Origin of the sequence: Undibacterium sp. Rencai35W (genome assembly GCF_049340185.1) — a bacterium.
GTDB lineage: Bacteria > Pseudomonadota > Gammaproteobacteria > Burkholderiales > Burkholderiaceae_D > Undibacterium.
In genome coordinates this window covers 274,738-295,502 of record NZ_JBMPPC010000002.1, presented here as the reverse complement: position 1 = coordinate 295,502, position 20,765 = coordinate 274,738, and the positions used below count along the sequence as shown (strand labels likewise).

Genomic DNA, 20,765 nt, shown 5'->3' with positions numbered 1-20,765 from the left:
GAATAGCCAGAAATGCTGAGTAAAACCCTATGCAAGATGAATTAAACGTCGATTTTGAGCGCCGCTTTGGTGGCATTGCCCGTTTATATGGCGCTGCCGGGCTGGAACGTTTTAAAACCGCCAGAATTTGCATCATCGGTGTCGGCGGCGTCGGCTCCTGGATCGTAGAGGCCTTGGCTCGCAGCGCGATTGGTCACATCACGATGATTGATCTCGATAATGTGGCGGAGTCCAATGTTAATCGCCAGATACAGGCGGTTACCGACACTATAGGCAAAGCCAAAGTTACCGCTTTGTCTGAGCGTATTGCGCAAATCAACCCGTTTTGCCGGGTCACCGAAGTCGAGGATTTTATTGCACCGGATAATCTTGAGCAGATGCTGGGAGTGCAGCAGTTTGATTATGTGATCGACGCGATTGATAACGTCAAGGCAAAGACGGCCTTGATCGCATATTGCCGCGAGCATGCCATCAAGCTAATCACGATTGGTGCCGCGGGCGGACAAACTGACCCGGGGAAGATTGAGATCCGTGATCTGTCACGCACTGAACAAGAGCCTTTGCTGGCGCTGGTACGCAAACGCCTGCGCCAGAATCATGGTTTTCCGCGTGGTGCAAAAAGTAAATTTGGTATCGATGCCGTGTTTTCGATGGAGGCACTGACGATGCCGGAGACGGCTGAGGTTTGCGAGGTGGGCGGAGACAGTAGTCAGACTAATCAGACTGAGAACAGTCTTGCGTCCGGCGTTACCGGATTGAATTGCGCGGGATTCGGTTCGTCGATTGTGGTGACCGCGTCATTTGGCTTGAGGGCGGCGGCGCATGTATTAAAACAGCTCGCCGCTCCTCCGGTCACTCCTCATGTTGCAGCATCGGAGTCCGCTGGCGTCTGAGTTTGCCGGAAGTGTGCGCCCGTCGTTCACATGACGGGTGTACACTTGCCGGTAAGGCGAGTATTTCTTATCTCTAGGCTTATCTCTAGGATTTGCCAAACACCTCATTCAACTGCTGGGTTACCCGAATGAAGGTGGTTCGTTTGGTGAGCTCTTTCAGCTTATGTGCACCGACATAGGTGCATGCCGAGCGCACGCCGCCTAAGATGTCGAGCAGACTTGCTTCGACGGGGCCGCGATAGGGGATCAAGACTTCCTTCCCTTCAGACGCCCGGTATTTGGCGACACCGCCCGCGTACTTTTCCATGGCGACTTTACTGCTCATGCCATAAAAACGTTTGTACTGTTTGCCATCCCGTTCGATCAGATCGCCAGCGCATTCATCATGCCCTGCCAGCATGCCGCCCAACATAATGAAGTCGGCACCGGCACCAAAAGCTTTTGCCAGATCGCCGGGCACCACACAACCGCCATCAGCGCAAATTTGTCCGCCCAGCCCGTGCGCAGCATCAGCACATTCGATCACGGCGGATAGCTGCGGGTAGCCAACTCCGGTCATCTTACGTGTCGTACAGACCGATCCAGGACCAATACCAACTTTGACAATATCTGCACCGGCTAAGATCAATTCTTCGGTAATATCGCCAGTGACGACATTGCCCGCCATGATGGTCAGGTGCGGATAAGCGTTACGTACTTTTTTGACGAAATTGATAAATCCTTCGGTATAACCGTTCGCTACATCAATGCACACATAGTCAATGGCATTGCGTGCACGGGTCATGACGGCAGAGAATTTTTCAAAGTCGGCCTGCGTGATACCCATGGAATAAAACGCGGTCGACTTCTTTTGCAGGCTGGTGAAATAATTGACTAATGTCTCTTCATCATAATGCTTGTGCAGCGCAACGGATAACTGATGTTCGCCAAGCGCGTGCGCCATCTCCAGCGTACCGGTTGAATCCATATTCGCTGCAATAATCGGAATTCCGTGATAAGTCTGACGCGAATGATGAAAGACAAATTCACGCTGCAATTCAACTTGGGAACGTGATGTCAGTGTAGATCGTTTAGGACGGATTAATACGTCTTTAAAATCGAGTTTGAGAGATTCTTCTATGTGCATTACGACTCCTGTGGTCGCGTGGCAGACGACCTGGATGAGGAAAAAGCTTTGAGCCGTAATTGAGTATAGTTAATTTGCAGACGGATGCTGATCTTATTTTTATATAGAGATTATCAGCATGAAGATATGTTGTGTGCTTGCCAGCTTGTGAGCTTTTAATAGCCAGTGCCGTTAAGTGTACTGTCTCGGCAAGCCTGATAAATTTGTAGGTAAGCCCTCTCCGCAAGGGGAGAGGTGTGAGTGCGTTATAAGTTGCCGTTAATGACAGCTACCACTACCTTTGTCAGTGAAGCTCTGTCCGGCAACCGGCAGGAACTCCCAGTCGTAGCTTTTTTCATGCAAGCTGAGTTTCAATACGCCATAGGTCGCGTTATCACGAATCTCGGTAATAATTTTAGGAAAAAACATCGGTGTCAGTTTGGCGCCGCCTGTGCCGACGACAAAGCTGCGTATGCCATTTTTCTGATCGATATTGCCATGCTCATCGAGTGGCACGAAACGCTCGTAGTCGTGATCGTGTGAGGTCAATACGATATCCGCTTTAGCATCCGACAGGAGTTTCCAGGCGGCTTGCATGATGTCGTTATTGCCGTGACCACCGGTGCTGAAAACAGGGTGATGCCAAAATGCCAGAGTACAACGACGCGGATTATTATTTAATTCCTCTTTCAGCCATTGCAGTTGCGCCTGCATCTGCGCACCATCTACATTACTGTTCAGCGAAATAAGCTGCCACTGACCGACTTTGCGGCTGTAGTAACCGCGTCTATCGGGACCTGCTAGCTCGCCAAAATAGTTGTAATAGCCATGTGCCGATGGCATGCCGTAATCATGATTGCCGGGTGATGGCAGGGTGCGTGCTTTAAAACGTCCCCAGGTCGGGTCATAACATTGACTGAATTCTTCGGGTTTGCCGACCGGATAGGTATTATCGCCCAGCGTCAGAGCGACGGCTTTAGGGTCATTTGCCAGACCGGCCTCGACCAGTTCGGCAGTTTTTTCAGCCATGCTCTCGGTGAACGGTTTTTTACGGCAATCGGCGATGTCGCCTGCGACATACACGGTGACGGATTTTGCTACTTGTGGTTTGGTTTTAGACGCCTGCCCGGATTCAGATGCCAGCACTAATGGTGCCATCGATGTCGCAGAGCATGCGATCAGCGCAGCGATAGAGGAATACAGTCGGCGCTGGAGCGCGGGAATACGGAGTCTGAACATGAAATGATGAATGAGGTGAGATGGTGCCTGCTGGAGCGATATTCTAACCGCTTCCGGCATTTTCTATCGGACTTGTCCTTAAGTGTACGTCGATAGGAAGATGTCAGGTATCTACAGCTTGGTATGCCTCAGGCGCAAGGCATTTGCAATGACAGAGACCGAGCTCAGGCTCATCGCCGCACTGCCTATCATGGGGCTTAATACAATCCCGAACCACGGATATAGCACGCCGGCAGCGACGGGGACACCGATGAAGTTATACGCAAACGCAAAGAATAAATTTTGCCGGATATTTTTCATCGTATTCTGACTGAGTAGCCTTGCCTTCACGATGCCGCGCAGATCTCCTTTGACCAGGATCACTTGTGCACTATTCATCGCAATATCGGTACCGTTGCCCATCGCGATGCCGACGTCAGCTTGTGCCAAAGCGGGAGCATCGTTGATTCCGTCTCCCGCCATGGCGACAATGCGTCCCTGTGCTTGGAGTTGCTGAACGAAGCGGTGTTTGTCTGCTGGTAGCACGCCTGCATGGACTTCGTTTAAACCGAGCTGGATCGCTACTGCCTTCGCGGTAATCGCGTTATCGCCGGTCAACACGATCACGCGCAGACCGGAACTTTGTAATTCCTGTATGGCTTGCAGGCTGGTCGTCTTAATACTGTCGGCTACGCTGATCAGACCTGCAAGCTGTTGATCGATAGCGAGGAACATCACCGTATGTCCTAGCGCTTGCAATTCTCCGCAGCGTTTGTCCAGCTCGCTTGTCTGAATCTGATGATCCTGCATCAGTTGCTGGTTACCGAACAAAATTGTTTTGCCCTCCGAAGTAGCACTAACACCTTTGCCTGTCACTGAAGTAAAACCTGTAATCGGTGGGCTGACGACTTGGTGTTGTTCCGCATACGTCAAGATAGCGCGGGCAAGCGGATGTTCGCTGGATTTTTCTATGGCACTGGCGAACCCGATGATTTGTTGTTCGGTGTAGCCATGCGCGCAGATGATTTGTTGTAAGGCGGGTTTGCCTTCAGTCAGCGTACCGGTTTTGTCGATAAGCAGTGTATCGATTTTTTCTAACTGCTCCAATGCCTGGGCGTCTTTAATCAGGATGCCCTCAGTCGCGCCGCGACCTATACCGACAGTCACCGAAATCGGTGTTGCTAGACCAAGCGCGCAAGGGCACGCAATGATCAGAACCGAGACACCCGCCATTAGCGCATTTGCCAGTGTCGGTGTCGGGCCAACGAGTGCCCAGACGACAAAAGCTAATACAGCGATCGCGATCACGCCGGGTACAAAATAGCCTGATACTTTATCTGCTAGGCTCTGTATCTGTGCGCGAGAGCGGCCCGCGTCGTTGACAAGCTGGATGATTTTTGACAATAAGGTGTCGCGACCGATGCGCTCTGCACGCATGCTAAAGCTGCTTTGCTGATTGATCGTGCCAGCACTAACGTGGTCATCAATTTGTTTGGAGACGGGCAAGGCTTCGCCGGTGATCATGGATTCATCAACATTCGAGTGTCCATCGATGATCACACCATCTACCGGAATATGCGCACCAGGCTTGACGCGTAAAACATCCCTGAGCTGCACCTGATCAAGGGTGATCTCACTGTCCTTACCTTGTGCATTAATCCGGATGGCGGTTGCCGGTGTTAATGCCAGCAAGGATTTTAGCGCTGCATTGGTGCGTGAACGAGCGCGCAGTTCGAGTACCTGGCCAAGCAGAACCAGCGTAATAATGACGGCAGCTGCTTCAAAATACAGCGGTGCCATGCCGTCCATGAGGAAGGCGGCGGGCAGACTGCCAGGGAAGAGTAGGGCGACGAGGCTAAACAGGTATGCCGTCGCTGTACCGACACCGATCAGGCTGAACATATTCAGGTGATGTGTTTTAAACGACGCCAGTGCGCGCTCAAAAAATGGCATCCCGGCCCAGAGTACGACAGGCGTCGCCAGAGCAAACTGCAACCAGTTAAATAGCGTCATACCAAGGCGATCATGCAGCCGTAAGTCCGGTAGCATGTCGCCCATGCTGATCAGTAAAAGAGGCAAGCTGAGTGCAACGCTGATTTTAAAACGCCGCGTCATATCATCAAGCTCGCTGGTATCCTCTTCCGCACTAGCCTCCATTGGCTCCAGAGCCATACCACATTTAGGGCAAGTACCCGGGCCGATTTGCTGAATTTCCAGATGCATAGGGCAGGTATATATGGCATCTTTCGCCGCGGGTGTTGGTGCCGGACGTGACGCCGGATTCAACCAGTGTTGCGGATTTTTACGGAATTTTTCCAGACAGCCTGCACAGCAGAAATAATACGTTTGTCCGTCGAGATCGAGTTGATGCGGACTGCTCTCATCCACCTGCATCCCGCAGACCAGATCAAGCTGCTTGCCTTTGCCGGAGCTTCCACCGCCACAGCATGAACCCACAGATTTTGTCGTTATCTTTGCGTCGCTTACAGGAATGTCTGAGGCCGCTGCGGCCTCTCTCACAACTTTAGGTGTAATGAGTTTCTTTGCTTTGACAAAATTGTATGGCGCTGCCTGGAATTTTTTGACACAGGAGTGGCTGCAAAAATAATAGGCAATCCCCTGATAACGAGCCGTCTTGTCCGGATTCTTTGTGACCTGCATACCGCAGACCGGATCGGTGTAGTTTTTTTCTGTGACTGTTGTTGCACTTACCGTCGTGTCGACTTTGAATGATGCAGTGCTACAGCAGGATTCGTCGGCAGACGCGTGCTGGTGATCATGTGGCTTAGTTTGATTCATCGCAAATGCTCCAATAGCTATTTCAATTTATGATAGATGCTGTACTCAGGAACGGAGTCAAGGACTATATGAAAAATAATGCACAGACGACTTACACCATAGGGCAACTGGCGCGTGCAGCGAATGTCGGTGTAGAGACCATACGCTATTATCAGCGTCGCGCTTTGTTACCTGTCCCACATACCGATACTGGTTTTCGGTCCTATCCGGTGGCATTGGCTGAAAGAATCCGTTTTATTAAGCGGGCACAGGAATTAGGATTTTCTCTGGATGAAATCGCGCATTTATTGCTGTTAGAAGATAGCAACGATAGAAGCGCCATACGCGACATCGCCAGCGAACGGCTAGAGCAGGTAAGGGCCAAACTCCATGACTTACATAAGATGGAACATATGCTGTCACAGCTGATACATCAATGTGCAAGCAGTTCCGCGCAGGCCAAATGTCCGATTATCGGCGCCCTGACGACGCAAGCAATCTAAGGTTTTGTTATCGGCCTGGACCGTCCGCAGCAGGTGTCCACGGAGGCGAGCGAACACCGTCCGGACAATCTTCTTCTGTCGTTGAAAAATAAAATTCCCTTGTAAATCAAAGGCTTGTATTTTTATTTCGCACTGGCACGCTTAGTGCTAAATGATCACTATTCTTACCAGGGATAGTGCCATGAATACTGCAACCGCGACTCGCTCTAGTTACCACACTCACCAGGCTAACCAGGCTCAACCGCTTCCGTTGGTCAAGCGGATAATCGTGATCATCAAAACCTCGCTGACGGTTGTGCTGGGTATGCTCACCGCGGTGCTGATGAGCATAATTTTGCTGAGCTATCACAGCAGTCAGGCAAGCGAAGATCAGACCGGCACCTTGCTATGCCGTGTTGTACAAACGGTGAGTGTCAATCATGATTGTGAGCAATGTGAATGGAGCGGCACATGGGACGCGAATATATTTAAGCTCAGTATCAACATCGAACTTGCTCAGCAATGCCATTTCTTTTTGCACCTGGACAGCAGCCGGCTGGCACAGATCATCACGACGTCCAATCTGTCCGCGAACTCTGTTGCGGACACTGTGCGGACAGACCGGACACCGCGGACAGTGATCGTCAAAACTAAAAATCTCAGCAAATCAATGACTTAGTTGTGGCACGTTTCCTGCTGATCAATCATTAACTTTTCCATACAATTCTCTATGATCCGTGATACCTCCGGCCAAGATGCCGTCATTGCCGCAACACCAGTCTGGCGCAGCAAAAAAGTTTATCTGATGACGGCGCTTGCTGTCGTGGTAATCGCATCCGTTCTGATTGTAAGCGTCGCCTGGAGTGGTAGCAGCCAATCTGTCAGCGCTGCCCGTTTAAGTATTGCGACGGTCAGCAGAGGTAGCTTGGTCCGTGATGCCGCTGTCAATGGTCGTATGGTCGCCGCGAACAGTCCGACCCTGTATTCGACCGCGCCCAGCACTGTGACACTCAAAGTCAACGCAGGCGATAAAGTCAAAAAAGGCGAGATCGTCGCCGAACTCGAATCGCCGGATCTCAGCAATGAACTCAAGCGCGAGCAAGCCAGTTATGAACAGTTAGAGGCCGAAGTCGCGCGTCAGCACATCCTCGCCCGCAAGCAAAAATTACTGGCTCGCCGCGAAGCAGATCAGGCCGAGATTGAACGGATTTCCGCTGAGCGAACTTATCAGCGCATAGAAAACGCCGGTGTACTTGGTGTGGTTGCCAAGATCGATTTCTTAAAAGCGCAGGACGCAATGAAATCCGCGCAAATCCGGGCCAAGCATGCAGAGCAGGCAACTGGTCTGGAAAACGAAGATGTCGATCTTGCTTTGAAAACCAGAATCAGCCAGTTACAGCAACAACGACTCGTCCGCGATAACGCGCAACGTCGTGTCGATGATCTCAAGCTGCGCGCACCGGTAGATGGCGTGGTCGGTACGCTATCTGTCGCTAATCGTAGTGTGGTCGCAGCGAACACGGCATTGATGACCCTGGTGGATTTATCCCAGCTTGAGGTCGAGCTGGAGATACCTGAAAGCTATGTCACTGATCTGGGTTTGGGTATGAACATTGAAATGACGGTCAATGGGATAAAAGCGGTAGGGAAATTATCTGCAATGTCGCCAGAAGTTGTCAAAAATCAGGTACTGGCAAGAGCGCGTTTTAGCGGCGAACAACCGGCTGGCTTACGGCAAAGCCAGCGCGTCTCAGCCCGCTTGCTGATCGAAGAAAAGCCAAATGTCCTGATCCTGCCACGTGGACCTTTTGTTGAGAGTGAAGGAGGGCGCTTTGCCTATATCGTGGAATCGGGAGTGGCCGTACGCAGACCGATCAAAATTGGAGCAACCAGTGTGACCGCCGTAGAGATTGCAGACGGTTTAAAAGTGGGCGATAAAGTTGTTATCTCTGGTACAGATACGTTCCAGAACGCTCAACGTATTTCAATCAATCATTAATCAATCACCATCGAGAGAATATCTATGTTACGCATGAATAATCTGAGCAAAGTGTATCGCACCCATCTGATAGAAACCCATGCCTTGCGTGGTTTTGAGATCCATGTCAAAGAAGGTGAGTTTGTGACCGTGACGGGACCATCTGGATCGGGTAAAACGACTTTTCTCAATATTGCGGGTTTGCTGGAGGAGTTTTCAGGCGGCGATTACTTTCTCGATGGTGTCAACGTCAAAGGCATGAACGATAACGACCGGTCGCGCTTGCGGAATGAAAAATTAGGATTCATTTTTCAGGGTTTTAATCTGATTCCGGACCTGAACTTATTCGACAATGTTGACGTACCTCTGCGTTATCGTGGCTTTAATGCCGCAGAGCGTAAGCGCAGGATAGAGGAAGCCTTAACACAGGTAGGTCTGGTGTCGCGTATGAAGCATTATCCGGCCGAGCTGTCCGGTGGTCAGCAGCAACGGGTTGCAATTGCCCGCGCATTAGCTGGTAAGCCCAAGTTGCTGCTGGCGGATGAACCGACCGGTAATCTCGATACTCACATGGCGCGCAGCGTGATGGAGTTGCTCGAAGAGATCAATGCCGGTGGCACGACGATTCTGATGGTCACACATGATCCTGAACTGGCAGTCAGGGCGCAGCGTAATGTGCATATTATCGATGGACAGGTGAGTGATTTAATCCGTAAAACACCGTCCCTGCACGAGGCGAATCATGATGCACATTCGCTGATCTCTGCCGCTGCCTGAGGACTCACTATGTTTGCTTACTATTTTTTACTCGGGCTACGCAGCCTGCGCCGCAACCCGGCGTTGACGTCCCTGATGATTCTGACGCTGGCGATAGGCGTTGCGGCTAGCATTTCCACACTGACGATTTTGCACGTGATGTCGGGTGATCCTATTCCGCACAAGAGCGATCGCTTATTTGCGCCTATTCTGGATAACGGCCCGAAGGAAGGCCATACGCCTGGTGATAAAGTGAATGACCATCAACTGACGTATAAGGATGTGATCAATCTCCTCGCCAGTAAGCAGGGTGTGCGCAGCACAGGACTATATTCGATCTTAGCCAACGTTGAGCCAAGCCGCAAAGATTTGAATGTGATCGAGTTTGAAGGCCTGGCTGCGACCTCAGATATGTTTGCCATGTTTGACGTGCCTTTTAAGTTTGGACAGGGATGGCAGGCAAGTGAAGATGCTAGTGCGGCGGATGTGGTAGTTTTGAGTAACAAGACCGCTGATAAATTGTTTGGCGCTGTCAATCCTGTCGGTCAGCGCATCCGTATGATGGGTGGTGATTACACCGTTGTTGGCGTCACTGAAAAATGGTTACCTCAGCCGCGATTTTATTATTACAACGGAAGTGATAGCGCATTCACTGACGAGGCAGAATTTATTATCCCGCTCAGTAATTCGATTCGCAGAGAGGCTACGCATGCGGGTGGCATGAGTTGCTCTTTCCCTTATGAGCCTGGCTGGCAGGGACGACTGGATTCTGAATGTACCTGGATGCATTTTTGGTTCGAATTGAAATCATCTGGGCAACGTGCGGAATTACAGAATTACCTCGATAGCTATGTCAGCGAGCAGCGCAAACTTGGTCGTTTTCAACGGCAAGAAAAAAATCGTCTGTTTAATGTGCGCGAATTTTTACAGGAAATGCAGGTCGTCGGTGACGACAGTCAACTCTCGGCGTGGCTGGCATTTGGCTTCCTGTTACTGTGCCTGGTCAATACGATAGGTCTGTTACTCGCCAAGTTTTCTGTGCGTGCTGGCGAGGTGGGTGTGCGTCGGGCACTGGGCGCATCACGTAGCGACATATTTAGCCAATTTTTGATCGAAACCAGCGTGGTCGGTTTGGTCGGTGCGGGGCTTGGCGTGATATTGGCGCTGGGGGCTTTACAACTCATTGCTCTGCAATCGAGGACTTTGGCGATGGTAGCGCATATGGATCTTGCGATGTTGGGACTGACTTTTGCCATGACGGTCACTGCGGCAATTTTGGCTGGCTTGTTGCCGACATGGCGCGCTTGCCAGGTCACACCAGCGATGCAACTTAAATCGCAATAACCGGATCGCCCTAATCGTATCGCTATCATCGGATTGGACAACAAATAATGAAAACATTTTTTGAAATGCGCCCCATTTTCTCTGCCTTATTACGCAATAAATTAGGTCCATTTTTGGTGGCAACACAAGTTGCCTTAAGCCTCGCGATTTTGGTGAACGCCATCTATATTGTGAATCTGCGTTTAGATGCGGCTGCACGACCTAGTGGTGTCGCCAATGAACTGGATGTGTTCAGAGTGCATATTGGTAATCAGAAGTTGGGTGGACATGAGGATCAGATGGCAATGCAAAAGCAAGAGGCCGCGACGATACGTGCGGTTCCTGGTGTCACCTCGGTGGCGCGCACCAACTCGTTTCCCATCTCGCATTCTGGCAGCAATAGCAGCGTCTACAATGATCGTAAGCAGACGATCAAAACCGCCGACTCGGGTATTTACTTTACGGCAGATTCATTAGTCAAGACCTGGGGTTTGCAATTAATACAAGGGCAAGATTTTCAAGCAGGCGATTATATTGAGACAGATCCTAATACCAGCAAGGAATTTGTAAAAAAAGTGATAGTCAGCAAAGCCCTTGCGGAGAAATTGTTCCCAGATCAAACTAATTTCGTCGGCAAGGAATTTTTCTTTGGCTCGGGAGATGATGCGAAAGATGTCAGAATTATCGGTGTAGTAGAGACCTTGCAGACATCGAGTGGACAAACAGAGCCAAGAGGTGCTTACACCACATTGATGCCCGCTCGCCTCTCAAATATCTCCTACGAAGTCTATGCCGTGCGGGCAGAGCCTGGTCAGCGCGACCGGGTAATGAAGGAGGTAGAAAACGCATTGCGCAGAGATTCGACGACGCCAATTAAAGTTACCATGAAGACGATGGAGAATATGCGTATTGCGCGGTACCGCTCTGAAAAAGGTTTAGCGTGGATGTTGCTGGCGGTGAGCGTGCTCCTGATGCTGGTGACTGCCAGCGGGATTGTCGGCATGAGTACTCTGTGGGTTGCGCAACGACGTAAGCAGATCGGTGTGCGTCGTGCTCTCGGTGCGCGCAAGGTGGATATTCTGCGTTACTTCATTACCGAAAATATCGTGATTACCAGTGGCGGAATTGTAGTCGGTATTGCACTCAGCATAGGATTGAATCAGATTCTGGTGAGTCAGTTTGAATTAAGTAAATTACCGCTTCCCTATTTATTCTTCGCACCATTTATTTTCTGGACTTTAGGATTGATTGCGACATTCGGACCAGCATCACGCGCTGCCGGTATCTCACCCGCCACAGCAACTCGCAGTGCTTAAAAAACCATGAGCTTGATCGTATTTTTCGACTAGAATCTTAGTTGAAAATCCGATCAGGCTCATGCTCTGTTACGCACTATTCATGCGCCTTTGCAAGGCATCAGGCCCAGAAGCCGCATGGGAATTGCGTCTTGGACTAAGCCGTTGCAAGTTATTTTAATTAGTACTAAGAGCTGAGAATGTAAGCTTCTTTTTTGTCCTTCTAAATTTTTTAGCCCGCCTTCAACTGCGCATTAAGACCATGAAACTATGCCCACTGTACTAATCATTGACGATAACCCTTCGATTGCTATTGCGCTGGATGTGCTGCTGTCGCTACATGATATCGCGACGATCAGTGCCCAGTCGCCGGAGCAGGGCCTGGCAAAACTGGAGACGACTTGCGTTGATCTGGTGATACAGGATATGAACTTTAGTACAGATACGACCTCGGGCGAAGAGGGTGTCGCCTTATTTCATCAGATCCGTCAGCAGCATGCGGATTTGCCGGTGATTTTGCTGACAGCCTGGACACATTTGGATGTCGCAGTGGATTTGATCAAAGCCGGAGCGGCCGATTATCTGGCAAAACCGTGGAACGATCAGCGCCTGATTGCGACGGTACAAAATCTGATCGAACTCGGACAGGCGAATCGCGCTTTGCAGCAACGTGTGCAGCGTGAACGCAAACTGAAGCGTGAGCTGGAGCAAAAATATGATGTGCGTCAGCTGGTCTGGCAAGATCCTGCTACAGAGCGACTCTTGCAAATGGCATGTCAGGTTGCCCGCTCTGATGTATCTGTTCTTATCACTGGACCGAACGGTGCTGGTAAGGAAAGAGTCGCCGAAATTATTCAGGCAAATTCGCATGTCAAGGATGGGCCTTTTGTCGTTTTGAATTGCGGCGCCTTGCCTGCAGAATTGATTGAGGCCGAATTGTTCGGTGCTGAGGCGGGGGCTTATACGGGAGCGGTCAAAGCACGTGAAGGCAAGTTTGAAGCCGCTGACGGTGGTACTTTATTTCTTGATGAAATCGGTAACTTGCCGCTGGCTGGCCAGATGAAATTATTGCGCGTTCTGGAGACCGGGCGTTTCGAGCGGCTGGGGTCAAATAAAGAACGTAGTGTCAAAGTCCGCGTCATCAGCGCGACCAACGCTGATCTGTCTGCGATGATCAGGAGCGGGCAATTTCGCGAGGATCTGTTCTATCGCTTGAATGTGATTCAACTGAATTTGCCACCTTTGCAGGAACGGCCCGAGGATATTATTCCGCTGGCAGAACACTTCCTTGGTGAGGACAAAAAACTGCACCTGAGCGCACGTACGGCGTTATTGCAGCATTCCTGGCCAGGTAATGTGCGTGAGCTTAAAAATGTAATGCAAAGAGCTGCCTTGCTGGCAACGACCAGTGAGATCAAGGCCGGTGACTTGGGTTTGCCTGCGCAATCAGTACCGCGAGTCATCAGCGAGGTCATCCTGGATCGCGACACGATCGAGCAGGCGCTGGATAAAGCGAATGGTGTGATCGCGCAGGCAGCGTCAGAGCTGGGACTGAGCCGTCAATCTCTGTACCGGCGCATGGACCGGCTGGGTATTAGCAAGTCCGGATAAACCAATGCCAACAGAAAAGACAGACGCTGCGACTACGGTATCAGCAACGACAGCCGCAACGACCAATAAGTCCGCAGCGACGGATAGATCATTCGCGATATCACTGGCTGCCCGTTTTAGCCTGGCGGCGTTCTTGCTGGTGCTGACAACGCTGGCTTTGTCGTACGGAATATCGCTGCTCTTTCCACATGATCCGTTTAGTGTGGTGCTTGTGGTAGTGATGGTGATGTTGCCCTTGACGATTATCGTGATGCGCAGTCAGTTGCATGCCATGTTGGCGTTATTTCGGGCGCTTAGCGGCACGGTGATCAGTTATCAGGACGGTGATTATTCTCTTGGTCTGCATTGGGACAGACGAGACGAACTCGCCGCTCTGGTCGACGCGCATAATGCACTTGGTAATGTCTTGCGCGAGCAGCGCTTGAATTTGATTCAGCGTGAACTCCTTCTCGACACCATGGTGCAAAATACGCCGGTGGCGATGCTCCTGATTGCGGATCAGGGGCCGGTTGTATTTGCGAATATCGCGGCACGCCAGTTGTTGTTTGAAGGTCGCAAAATCGAAGGGCATACGCTCAGCGATGTACTCCGGCATTTGTCGCCTTCGTTGCGTGAGGCGATTGACCGCGGCGGCGACGGTTTATTTACCGTCAGCAGCAAGACCCTGATTGACGGCAATCCCGATGAAGACGAAGAGGTGTATCACCTCGCGCGCCGGAATTTCAGCCTGAATGGCCGTAGTCACGAGCTGCTTTTGCTCAGGCATCTCACCACCGAATTGCGCCGCCAGGAAGTACGAACCTGGAAAAAAGTCATCCGCGTGATTAGCCATGAATTGAATAATTCACTGGCACCGGTCGCGTCGCTGGCGAACTCTGGCGGTGAATTGCTCAGGCGCGGGCAGCTAGAGCGTTTGCCAGAAATTTTATCGACGATAGAAGAGCGTACCCGTCATCTGGAGAGCTTCATTCATGGTTATGCCAGTTTTGCTAAATTGCCGACACCACGAATCGAGGCGACAGCCTGGACTACATTTATCTCGCGTTTGCAATCGCAAATCGGTTTTCATCTAAGCGGTGATTTGCCAGAAGATACAGTGAGTTTTGATATCGCGCAGATGGAGCAGGCATTGTTGAACCTGTTAAAAAATGCGCATGAATCCGGGTCGGCGGCAGAGCATGTGAGCTTGTCCGTCAGGCGCATCCAAGGCGGTATACGCATTGATGTGATGGATCAGGGGAGCGGGATGAACGATGCCGTGATGGCGAATGCTCTGGTGCCGTTTTACTCGACTAAACGGAGCGGTACAGGACTCGGGCTGGCGCTCGCAAGAGAAATTATCGAAGCGCACGGCGGCAGAATATTGATGCGGAACCGGCAGGAGGGCGGCGTCATGGTGACGCTGATATTGCCTGGCTAAGATGGCTATTGTGGTTGCTCTTGTTTTGCCCCTGATCGCGCCCAAAACAGCGCGATATCATTTCACTGATTTGATAAAAATAGGGGAGTATCTGCATAAACAGGGCATATTCCGCAGTTTTTACATGGGGATTAAAAAATACTTGGGGTGAGTATAATGAATTCTCATGAAAAAGGCAGAGGACGTAATTGTCTTCTGCCTTTGGTTTATTTACGGCATTGATCCGCAAACAGGTATGCCGGTATTCGGTATTACGCCGCTGCTTTTGATTCTTGCAATGTCGGATAGTCGGTATAGCCTTTTGCCTCACCGCCGTAGTAAGTTGTGCGATCGCCTTCATTGAGTGATGCGCCTGCGGCGAATCGGGCAACCAAGTCTGGGTTGGCGATGTAAGGACGACCAAACGCAACGGCGTCTGCCAGACCGCTGGCGATCAGTGCTTCTGCTTCATCGGCGGTATAACCACCGCAGCAAATCAATGTGCCGGTGAACGCTGCGCGCAGTTGCTTGCGGAATTCTTCGGTCAATACCGGGCCGCCTGCCCAGTCCGGTTCAGCGATATGCAGATAAGCAATGCCGCGTTGATTGAATGCTGCAGCGAGGTAGAGCGCCATTGCTTCCGCTTCTGTATCAGCAATGCCATGCGCCACAAAATTCGGTGAGATACGTACGCCAACACGATCCGCGCCGAGTTCGGCGATGGCGGCGTCAACGGCTTCCAGCGTCAGGCGGGCACGATTTTCAATTGAGCCGCCATAGATGTCAGTGCGCACATTGCTGTTTGTTGACATGAACTGTTGTAGCAGATAGCCGTTCGCGGCGTGGACTTCTACCAGGTCGAAGCCTGCGTTTTTTGCGCGGATGGTTGCCTGACGATACTGGGCGACGATGCCGGGGATTTCTTCTAATGCTAAAGCGCGTGGTGTTTCTGTCGGTACGTTCGCAGGCGTGCCATCTTTTTGTACAACGAAGCATTGGCTATTCGCTGCGATGAGGGCGGATGGTGCGACTGGCGCTGCGCCATTTTCTTGCAAAAGCGAATGAGAGATGCGGCCGACGTGCCAGAGTTGCAAGGCAATACGACCACCTTTATCATGCACGGCATCGACAACTTGCTTCCAGCCAGCTTCTTGCGCATCGGTGTAAATACCCGGCGTCCAGGCATAGCCTTGACCCTGACGGGAAATCTGGCTCGCTTCGGTAACGATTAAACCGGCGGTTGCTCGCTGGGCATAGTACTCGACATTCAGTGCACGTGGAATGTCGCCTGGCTGACCTGCGCGGGAGCGTGTCAGTGGTGCCATGACAACGCGATTAGTCAAATGGATGCTGCCGGTACGGACCGGAGAGAGTAGGTGCTTGAGCATGTTCGTCCTTTTAAAAATTAGACCAGTCGTCTAGTTGGTGATTCAAAAAAAGGGCAATCGCTTGCCCGTCTTGCAAAGTGCTGTCGCTTGTAACGATTTAATCGGGTGGTTTCAACATCTGTTCTGTCTGTTTATACGCCAGATTCATGGCGGTCATGCTGTGACTGACCTTGGTTAGCAGAGAGGCGCCTACCCACATACTGTACAAAGATTCGGCTAATTGGTCGGGATCGATACTGGCAGCTAAACTGCCATTTTTCTGAGCGACGCCTAGCGCATTGGCAATCTGTGCAGTAATGCCCGCCATCCCCCGGCTCAGCGCGATACGCATAGGCTCGGATAAATCGGCCACTTCTGCTGCCAGCTTCACAGCCAGGCACATATTCTGACATTGACTGCTGGCTGCAACATCTCGCCAATGGCTGAAGTAAGCGAACAAACGTTCACTGATGCTCAATGTCTCGTTAGTAAATAGTTGCTGAGTCCGCTGATGATAGGCCTCGAAATAGCGCTCCAGCATGGCGACGCCAAAACCTTCTTTGGATTGAAAGTAGTGATAGAACGAGCCTTTTGGAACTTCTGCCTTGGTCAAAATCTCATTCAGACCAATTGCACTGAAACCGCGACCCAATATCAGACCCTCGCCGATGGCGAGTATGCGTTCACGGGTATCTTGATATTGATCTGGTTTGTCCATGTGCAGAATATTATTAGACCAGTCGTCTAGTGTCAAGTAAAAATTATGTATCCGCATAGGAGAGTGCATTTTCAGCATTTTATCTTTCCATGGACTCAGGGCATCACCGTTACAATTTCAGGACAAGTTGACCATAGGGATCAAACCTGTTTTGTGTCATAATATTAGTTTCTTCTTGGAAAGAATAACGACTGGTCATGTGTTACACCCAAGTAAACAAGCTCGCTGATAATGTTTCGCTGGCTTTCACTTAACGAAAGCGCATTAGACCCGTCTGAACACGCCATCTGGAAGATAAGCGCTTTGCGCATTATTCTGGCGTCGGGGTTTTTGCTCGAAGCAATTGTCGCTATTGATAGCTCGCTGCAAGCGATCGCTGTCGGGGCTTATCACATCCTGTGGATCGTCGGTTTGTTCTATGCTGTTTTGGGCTTGGGATTGTATTACTCGGCTCGTAATGTCAATCTGAGTGCCGGTATATTAATCGCCACGGTGTATGGAGCAGCGTTCTCCATCGTCGGGTTTATCGATCAGTTTGAGATTGCTAAGCTCGGATTTCTCTTTATTTATACGACACCGATCATCGCCAGATTATTTTTTACCAGCAGGCTTGCTGTGATTCTGATGGTGCTGAACGTACTTCCTTTCTTTTTCTTGTTGCGTAATCAACCAATTTTTAATTTCATCGGCATCAATACGACGCTGCCAGATAGTCATACGTATATTCAGTCTTTATTATTTTTATTCTTTAACGTCTGCATTCCTTTAGCGGTGTTCAGAGTACTGCATGCGCTAGATGCGTCGGCCTTACGTCATCGTAAAGCTACGACCGCATTAGAAATCAGCCATGATCAGTATCACGAAATTTTTCAAAATGCCGGTAGCCCATTACTATTGACCGATGCGCATGGCATTATTTTGCAGGCGAATCATCTTGCGAATAGTTTGCTGGGGCGGGTCGTTACGCCGGCTATCGCATCTGCTGAGGACGCCGCTCTATTTGACTGGCTATCTCTGGATAACAGCATTCGTCTCAAGGGTGGCAACCCCGAGGATGGTGCTAATCTGCGTATGTCGGCGTATCGCACACGTGATGGCAAACTCGTGGCGATGGAGAGTATTGCGCAGACCAAGAACGAGCATTACATCGTCGCGCTGCGTGATGTGTCGAATCTGCATTCCATCCACCATGCTCTGGAGTTAAGCCAGGAACGTGAGAGTTATCTGAGCAATCACGATAAGCTTACCAGCTTGCCGGACCGCGATATGTTGCGTAAGCATCTCAAAGACGTTTTGGCCAAAGCTGATCAGGGCAAAGTTACTGCACTCGTGTCTTTTCGTTTGAACAGCATCCGTCATGCAAATCAAAAGCTGGGGATATATGTCGGCGACATTTTGTTGCGTCGCTTCGCTGAAGAACTGACGGCGGCATTACCGCACAACAGTTTTTGTGCGCGGCTGCGTAGCATCGTATTCTCTTTTGTTGTCGATGATTTTTCGACGCCGGGTGAGATCATCAAGATGGTTGATCATGTACGTCATGCTTTGCCTAAAGAGATTGATATCGATGGCGAGAGTTTGCTGATTCAATTTTCTGCCGGGATTGCTCTGGTACGTCCGGGCGAGAGTGAGCCGGATGATCTGATACGTCGTAGCGAAGTCGCACTCGATACCGCAAGGCGCTCCAGTGACCCTGGTGCAACCCTGTTTGATGAAGAAGACGAAGCCGAAATACGGCGTAGTGTAGAAATCGAAATGGGCATCGTCAGCGGTCTCAGACAAAAAGAATTCAGACTGGTATATCAGCCTAAAGTGACGCAGGACGGTTCTCTCGCCGGAGTAGAAGCATTATTGCGCTGGCAATCGGCGAGTCTCGGCAATGTCAGTCCGGTGGAGTTTATTGAGATCGCCGAACGAGCTGGTCTGATCCGTGATATCAGCAACTTTGTGTTGAATACCGCATGCGCGCAAATTCGTAGTTGGCTCGATCAGTTCGGTTCCAGTCCGGTTGTCGCCGTGAATTTATCCGCATCCGATATGGCGCGCAATGACTTGCTGGCGCTCATTGATGGCATTTGTTCTGAGCATGCGGTGGAGCCATCGTTTCTGGAATTTGAGATCACCGAAACCGGGCTGATCGAAAATGAAGTGCAGGCCATCCGTTACCTGGACCAACTCAAAGAACGTGGCTTCGGCATTGCAATTGATGATTTCGGTACAGGCTATTCCTCTTTATCTAAACTCAGCCATTTCCCGGCACGCAGTGTCAAAATTGACCGTTCATTTGTCGCTCACATCGGGAATAATCAAAAGAGTGAAATGATCATCAAGGCAATCGTCTCACTCGCCGGAATTCTGTCCTGTAAGACGGTTGCCGAAGGCGTCGAGAATCTGGCACAAGAGTCCTTCCTCAGAGATATCGGTTGCGACTATTTTCAGGGCTACTTATATTATCGCCCCCTGGAAGTCGATGCCATGAGCCTGTTGATACAGAAAAATTCCGCCATTCTTGACGAGGTACTTGCCTCGTAACTGATCCGCGAATGTAAGTTTGCAACGCACTGACTCAGTCTCATGTTGCCTTACACATGATTGGCGCTACTTCATGGATAGAGACATATTTCTTCGTGGAATTTATTTTGCTTGATTCAAGGAATTTACCCTTGCTGGTATTTTGGCCGAATAAATTATTTTTTGACAGAAACACCACAAAATCAGAGTAAAACACATTATTTGGATAATCTTGCTTCCAGATAATCTACAATGTTTTCTCCTCTAATTCGGTTTAAAAAAATGAACTCTCTTTTCAAGATCCTGACATGTTGTGCCATTCTTGCCGCAATGACCGGCTGCGCTTCGATTACCGGTGACAGAAGTCAGCAGGTAAGGATCGAAACCTATGACCAAAGTGGCAATCAAGTGCCGGGGGCAAGTTGTAAATTGGCGAATGATTACGGTCAGGTCAGTGTTACTACGCCAGATTATGGAAACGTTCATCGTTCATCCGTTAATCTAAGAATTGACTGTGCGAAGCCTGGTTACGCCGATGCAAGTGCGATTGCAACCTCACGTGCCAATATGAATATGTACGGCAATATTATTATTGGCGGTGGTATCGGAGCATTGATTGATCACAGTAATGGTTCAGCTTATACCTACCCAAAATGGATGAATCTGGTCTTTGGGCAGAGCTTGAGTTTTGATCGTCGCAATGAAGTAGAGGGACAGCCTGTAGCGGCTTCGCAAATGAACGGACAGCAATCAGTTCCAGCAGCTGCGGCAAGTGCATCTCAGGCAACGCCTGAAAAATCAGTACCAGTACCAACGCCTGTGACCGCACCAGCGCCAGCAACGACAACTGTTTCCGTCGCTACCCCGGTTACGCCAGTTGTCGCAACTCAGGCAGCGGCATCTGGCACGTATAAAATCCAGACTATTGACTTCGTTACCGGTACATCATCGACAACTGTTGAAAGAATTGCGAAAGAGTATGGTTGCAACGGTGGCAAAGGTGCCGGTTTAATCACTCCGGCGGGACCAGTGGAAATTTATCGTATGCAGTGCGAAAGCGGACAAACATTCCTCGCAAAATGTGAATTGCGTCAATGTAAAGCGATGTAATTGCTACCAAAAATTAAAAGCCGCCAGCATGAACACTGGCGGCTTTTTTATGATTTTCAGCATACAAAATTATGTTGTCTGACGTGAAATAATAAGCTTGTTATTGATCGCATCGAGATGCCAGTTTAGGTGTTTCGCTATGCCTGCCGTTCTATACAGTGCCCTCTCCACAGCAGCGTTCATAACGCAATCAGCACCCTAATGACGCATAAAGATTCCTC

The 20,765-nt window shown here is 50.2% G+C and carries 16 protein-coding genes; 11 read left to right on the top strand and 5 right to left on the bottom strand.

The window, feature by feature from the left end:
* The first annotated feature begins 29 nt into the window (after window positions 1-29).
* A complete protein-coding gene (locus tag ACO0K3_RS05320) occupies window positions 30-893 on the top strand; it encodes a tRNA threonylcarbamoyladenosine dehydratase (RefSeq protein WP_422982592.1) in 864 nt (287 codons plus the stop codon).
* A gap of 85 nt (window positions 894-978) precedes the next feature.
* On the opposite strand, the gene ACO0K3_RS05315 is transcribed toward ACO0K3_RS05320, so the two are convergent.
* From ACO0K3_RS05315 to ACO0K3_RS05305, 3 genes are all read right to left on the bottom strand, one after another.
* Window positions 979-2,019: a GMP reductase gene (locus ACO0K3_RS05315; RefSeq protein WP_422982590.1), complete on the bottom strand. Its 1,041-nt coding sequence runs from the start codon at window positions 2,017-2,019 to the stop codon at window positions 979-981.
* Between the two features lie 258 nt (window positions 2,020-2,277).
* Window positions 2,278-3,237 (bottom strand): metallophosphoesterase family protein, encoded by a 960-nt coding sequence (locus ACO0K3_RS05310; RefSeq protein ID WP_422982588.1) that lies wholly within the window; start codon window positions 3,235-3,237, stop codon window positions 2,278-2,280.
* 111 nt (window positions 3,238-3,348) lie between these two features.
* Window positions 3,349-6,015, bottom strand: coding sequence for a heavy metal translocating P-type ATPase (locus tag ACO0K3_RS05305; protein WP_422982586.1), 2,667 nt, complete (start codon window positions 6,013-6,015; stop codon window positions 3,349-3,351).
* Between the two features lie 68 nt (window positions 6,016-6,083).
* On the opposite strand from ACO0K3_RS05305, the gene ACO0K3_RS05300 reads away from it, so the two are divergent.
* The 8 genes from ACO0K3_RS05300 (at window position 6,084) to ACO0K3_RS05265 (ending at window position 14,859) form a co-directional block, all read left to right on the top strand.
* Window positions 6,084-6,497, top strand: coding sequence for a MerR family transcriptional regulator (locus ACO0K3_RS05300; protein WP_422982584.1), 414 nt, complete (start codon window positions 6,084-6,086; stop codon window positions 6,495-6,497).
* Window positions 6,498-6,678: 181 nt separating this feature from the next.
* Window positions 6,679-7,155, top strand: coding sequence for a hypothetical protein (locus ACO0K3_RS05295; RefSeq protein WP_422982582.1), 477 nt, complete (start codon window positions 6,679-6,681; stop codon window positions 7,153-7,155).
* 51 nt (window positions 7,156-7,206) lie between these two features.
* Window positions 7,207-8,475 carry an efflux RND transporter periplasmic adaptor subunit gene (locus ACO0K3_RS05290; protein WP_422982580.1) on the top strand — a complete coding sequence of 423 codons (1,269 nt, stop codon included), beginning with the start codon at window positions 7,207-7,209 and terminating at the stop codon, window positions 8,473-8,475.
* A gap of 24 nt (window positions 8,476-8,499) precedes the next feature.
* Entirely contained in the window at window positions 8,500-9,231 is a 732-nt protein-coding gene (locus tag ACO0K3_RS05285; RefSeq protein WP_422955501.1) for an ABC transporter ATP-binding protein, read from the top strand.
* A gap of 9 nt (window positions 9,232-9,240) precedes the next feature.
* The gene (locus ACO0K3_RS05280; RefSeq protein ID WP_422982578.1) at window positions 9,241-10,554 is read left to right on the top strand and encodes an ABC transporter permease; all 1,314 of its coding nucleotides are present in this window, start codon (window positions 9,241-9,243) and stop codon (window positions 10,552-10,554) included.
* Window positions 10,555-10,601: 47 nt separating this feature from the next.
* Complete coding sequence (locus ACO0K3_RS05275) at window positions 10,602-11,849, top strand: ABC transporter permease (protein WP_422982576.1); 1,248 nt, start codon at window positions 10,602-10,604, stop codon at window positions 11,847-11,849.
* Between the two features lie 249 nt (window positions 11,850-12,098).
* Complete coding sequence (locus ACO0K3_RS05270; protein WP_422982574.1) at window positions 12,099-13,439, top strand: sigma-54-dependent transcriptional regulator; 1,341 nt, start codon at window positions 12,099-12,101, stop codon at window positions 13,437-13,439.
* 4 nt (window positions 13,440-13,443) lie between these two features.
* Window positions 13,444-14,859 (top strand): sensor histidine kinase, encoded by a 1,416-nt coding sequence (locus ACO0K3_RS05265; protein ID WP_422982572.1) that lies wholly within the window; start codon window positions 13,444-13,446, stop codon window positions 14,857-14,859.
* Window positions 14,860-15,110: 251 nt separating this feature from the next.
* Here ACO0K3_RS05265 and ACO0K3_RS05260 read toward each other — a convergent pair whose 3' ends face one another.
* Window positions 15,111-16,226: an alkene reductase gene (locus tag ACO0K3_RS05260; RefSeq protein WP_422982570.1), complete on the bottom strand. Its 1,116-nt coding sequence runs from the start codon at window positions 16,224-16,226 to the stop codon at window positions 15,111-15,113.
* A 97-nt stretch (window positions 16,227-16,323) separates the two neighbouring features.
* Window positions 16,324-17,001 carry a TetR/AcrR family transcriptional regulator gene (locus ACO0K3_RS05255; protein ID WP_422982568.1) on the bottom strand — a complete coding sequence of 226 codons (678 nt, stop codon included), beginning with the start codon at window positions 16,999-17,001 and terminating at the stop codon, window positions 16,324-16,326.
* 153 nt (window positions 17,002-17,154) lie between these two features.
* On the opposite strand from ACO0K3_RS05255, the gene ACO0K3_RS05250 reads away from it, so the two are divergent.
* On the top strand, window positions 17,155-19,455 hold the full coding sequence (locus ACO0K3_RS05250; RefSeq protein WP_422982566.1) for a putative bifunctional diguanylate cyclase/phosphodiesterase: 2,301 nt from the start codon (window positions 17,155-17,157) through the stop codon (window positions 19,453-19,455).
* A gap of 261 nt (window positions 19,456-19,716) precedes the next feature.
* Window positions 19,717-20,544 carry a hypothetical protein gene (locus ACO0K3_RS05245; RefSeq protein ID WP_422982564.1) on the top strand — a complete coding sequence of 276 codons (828 nt, stop codon included), beginning with the start codon at window positions 19,717-19,719 and terminating at the stop codon, window positions 20,542-20,544.
* The last annotated feature ends 221 nt before the right edge of the window (window positions 20,545-20,765 follow it).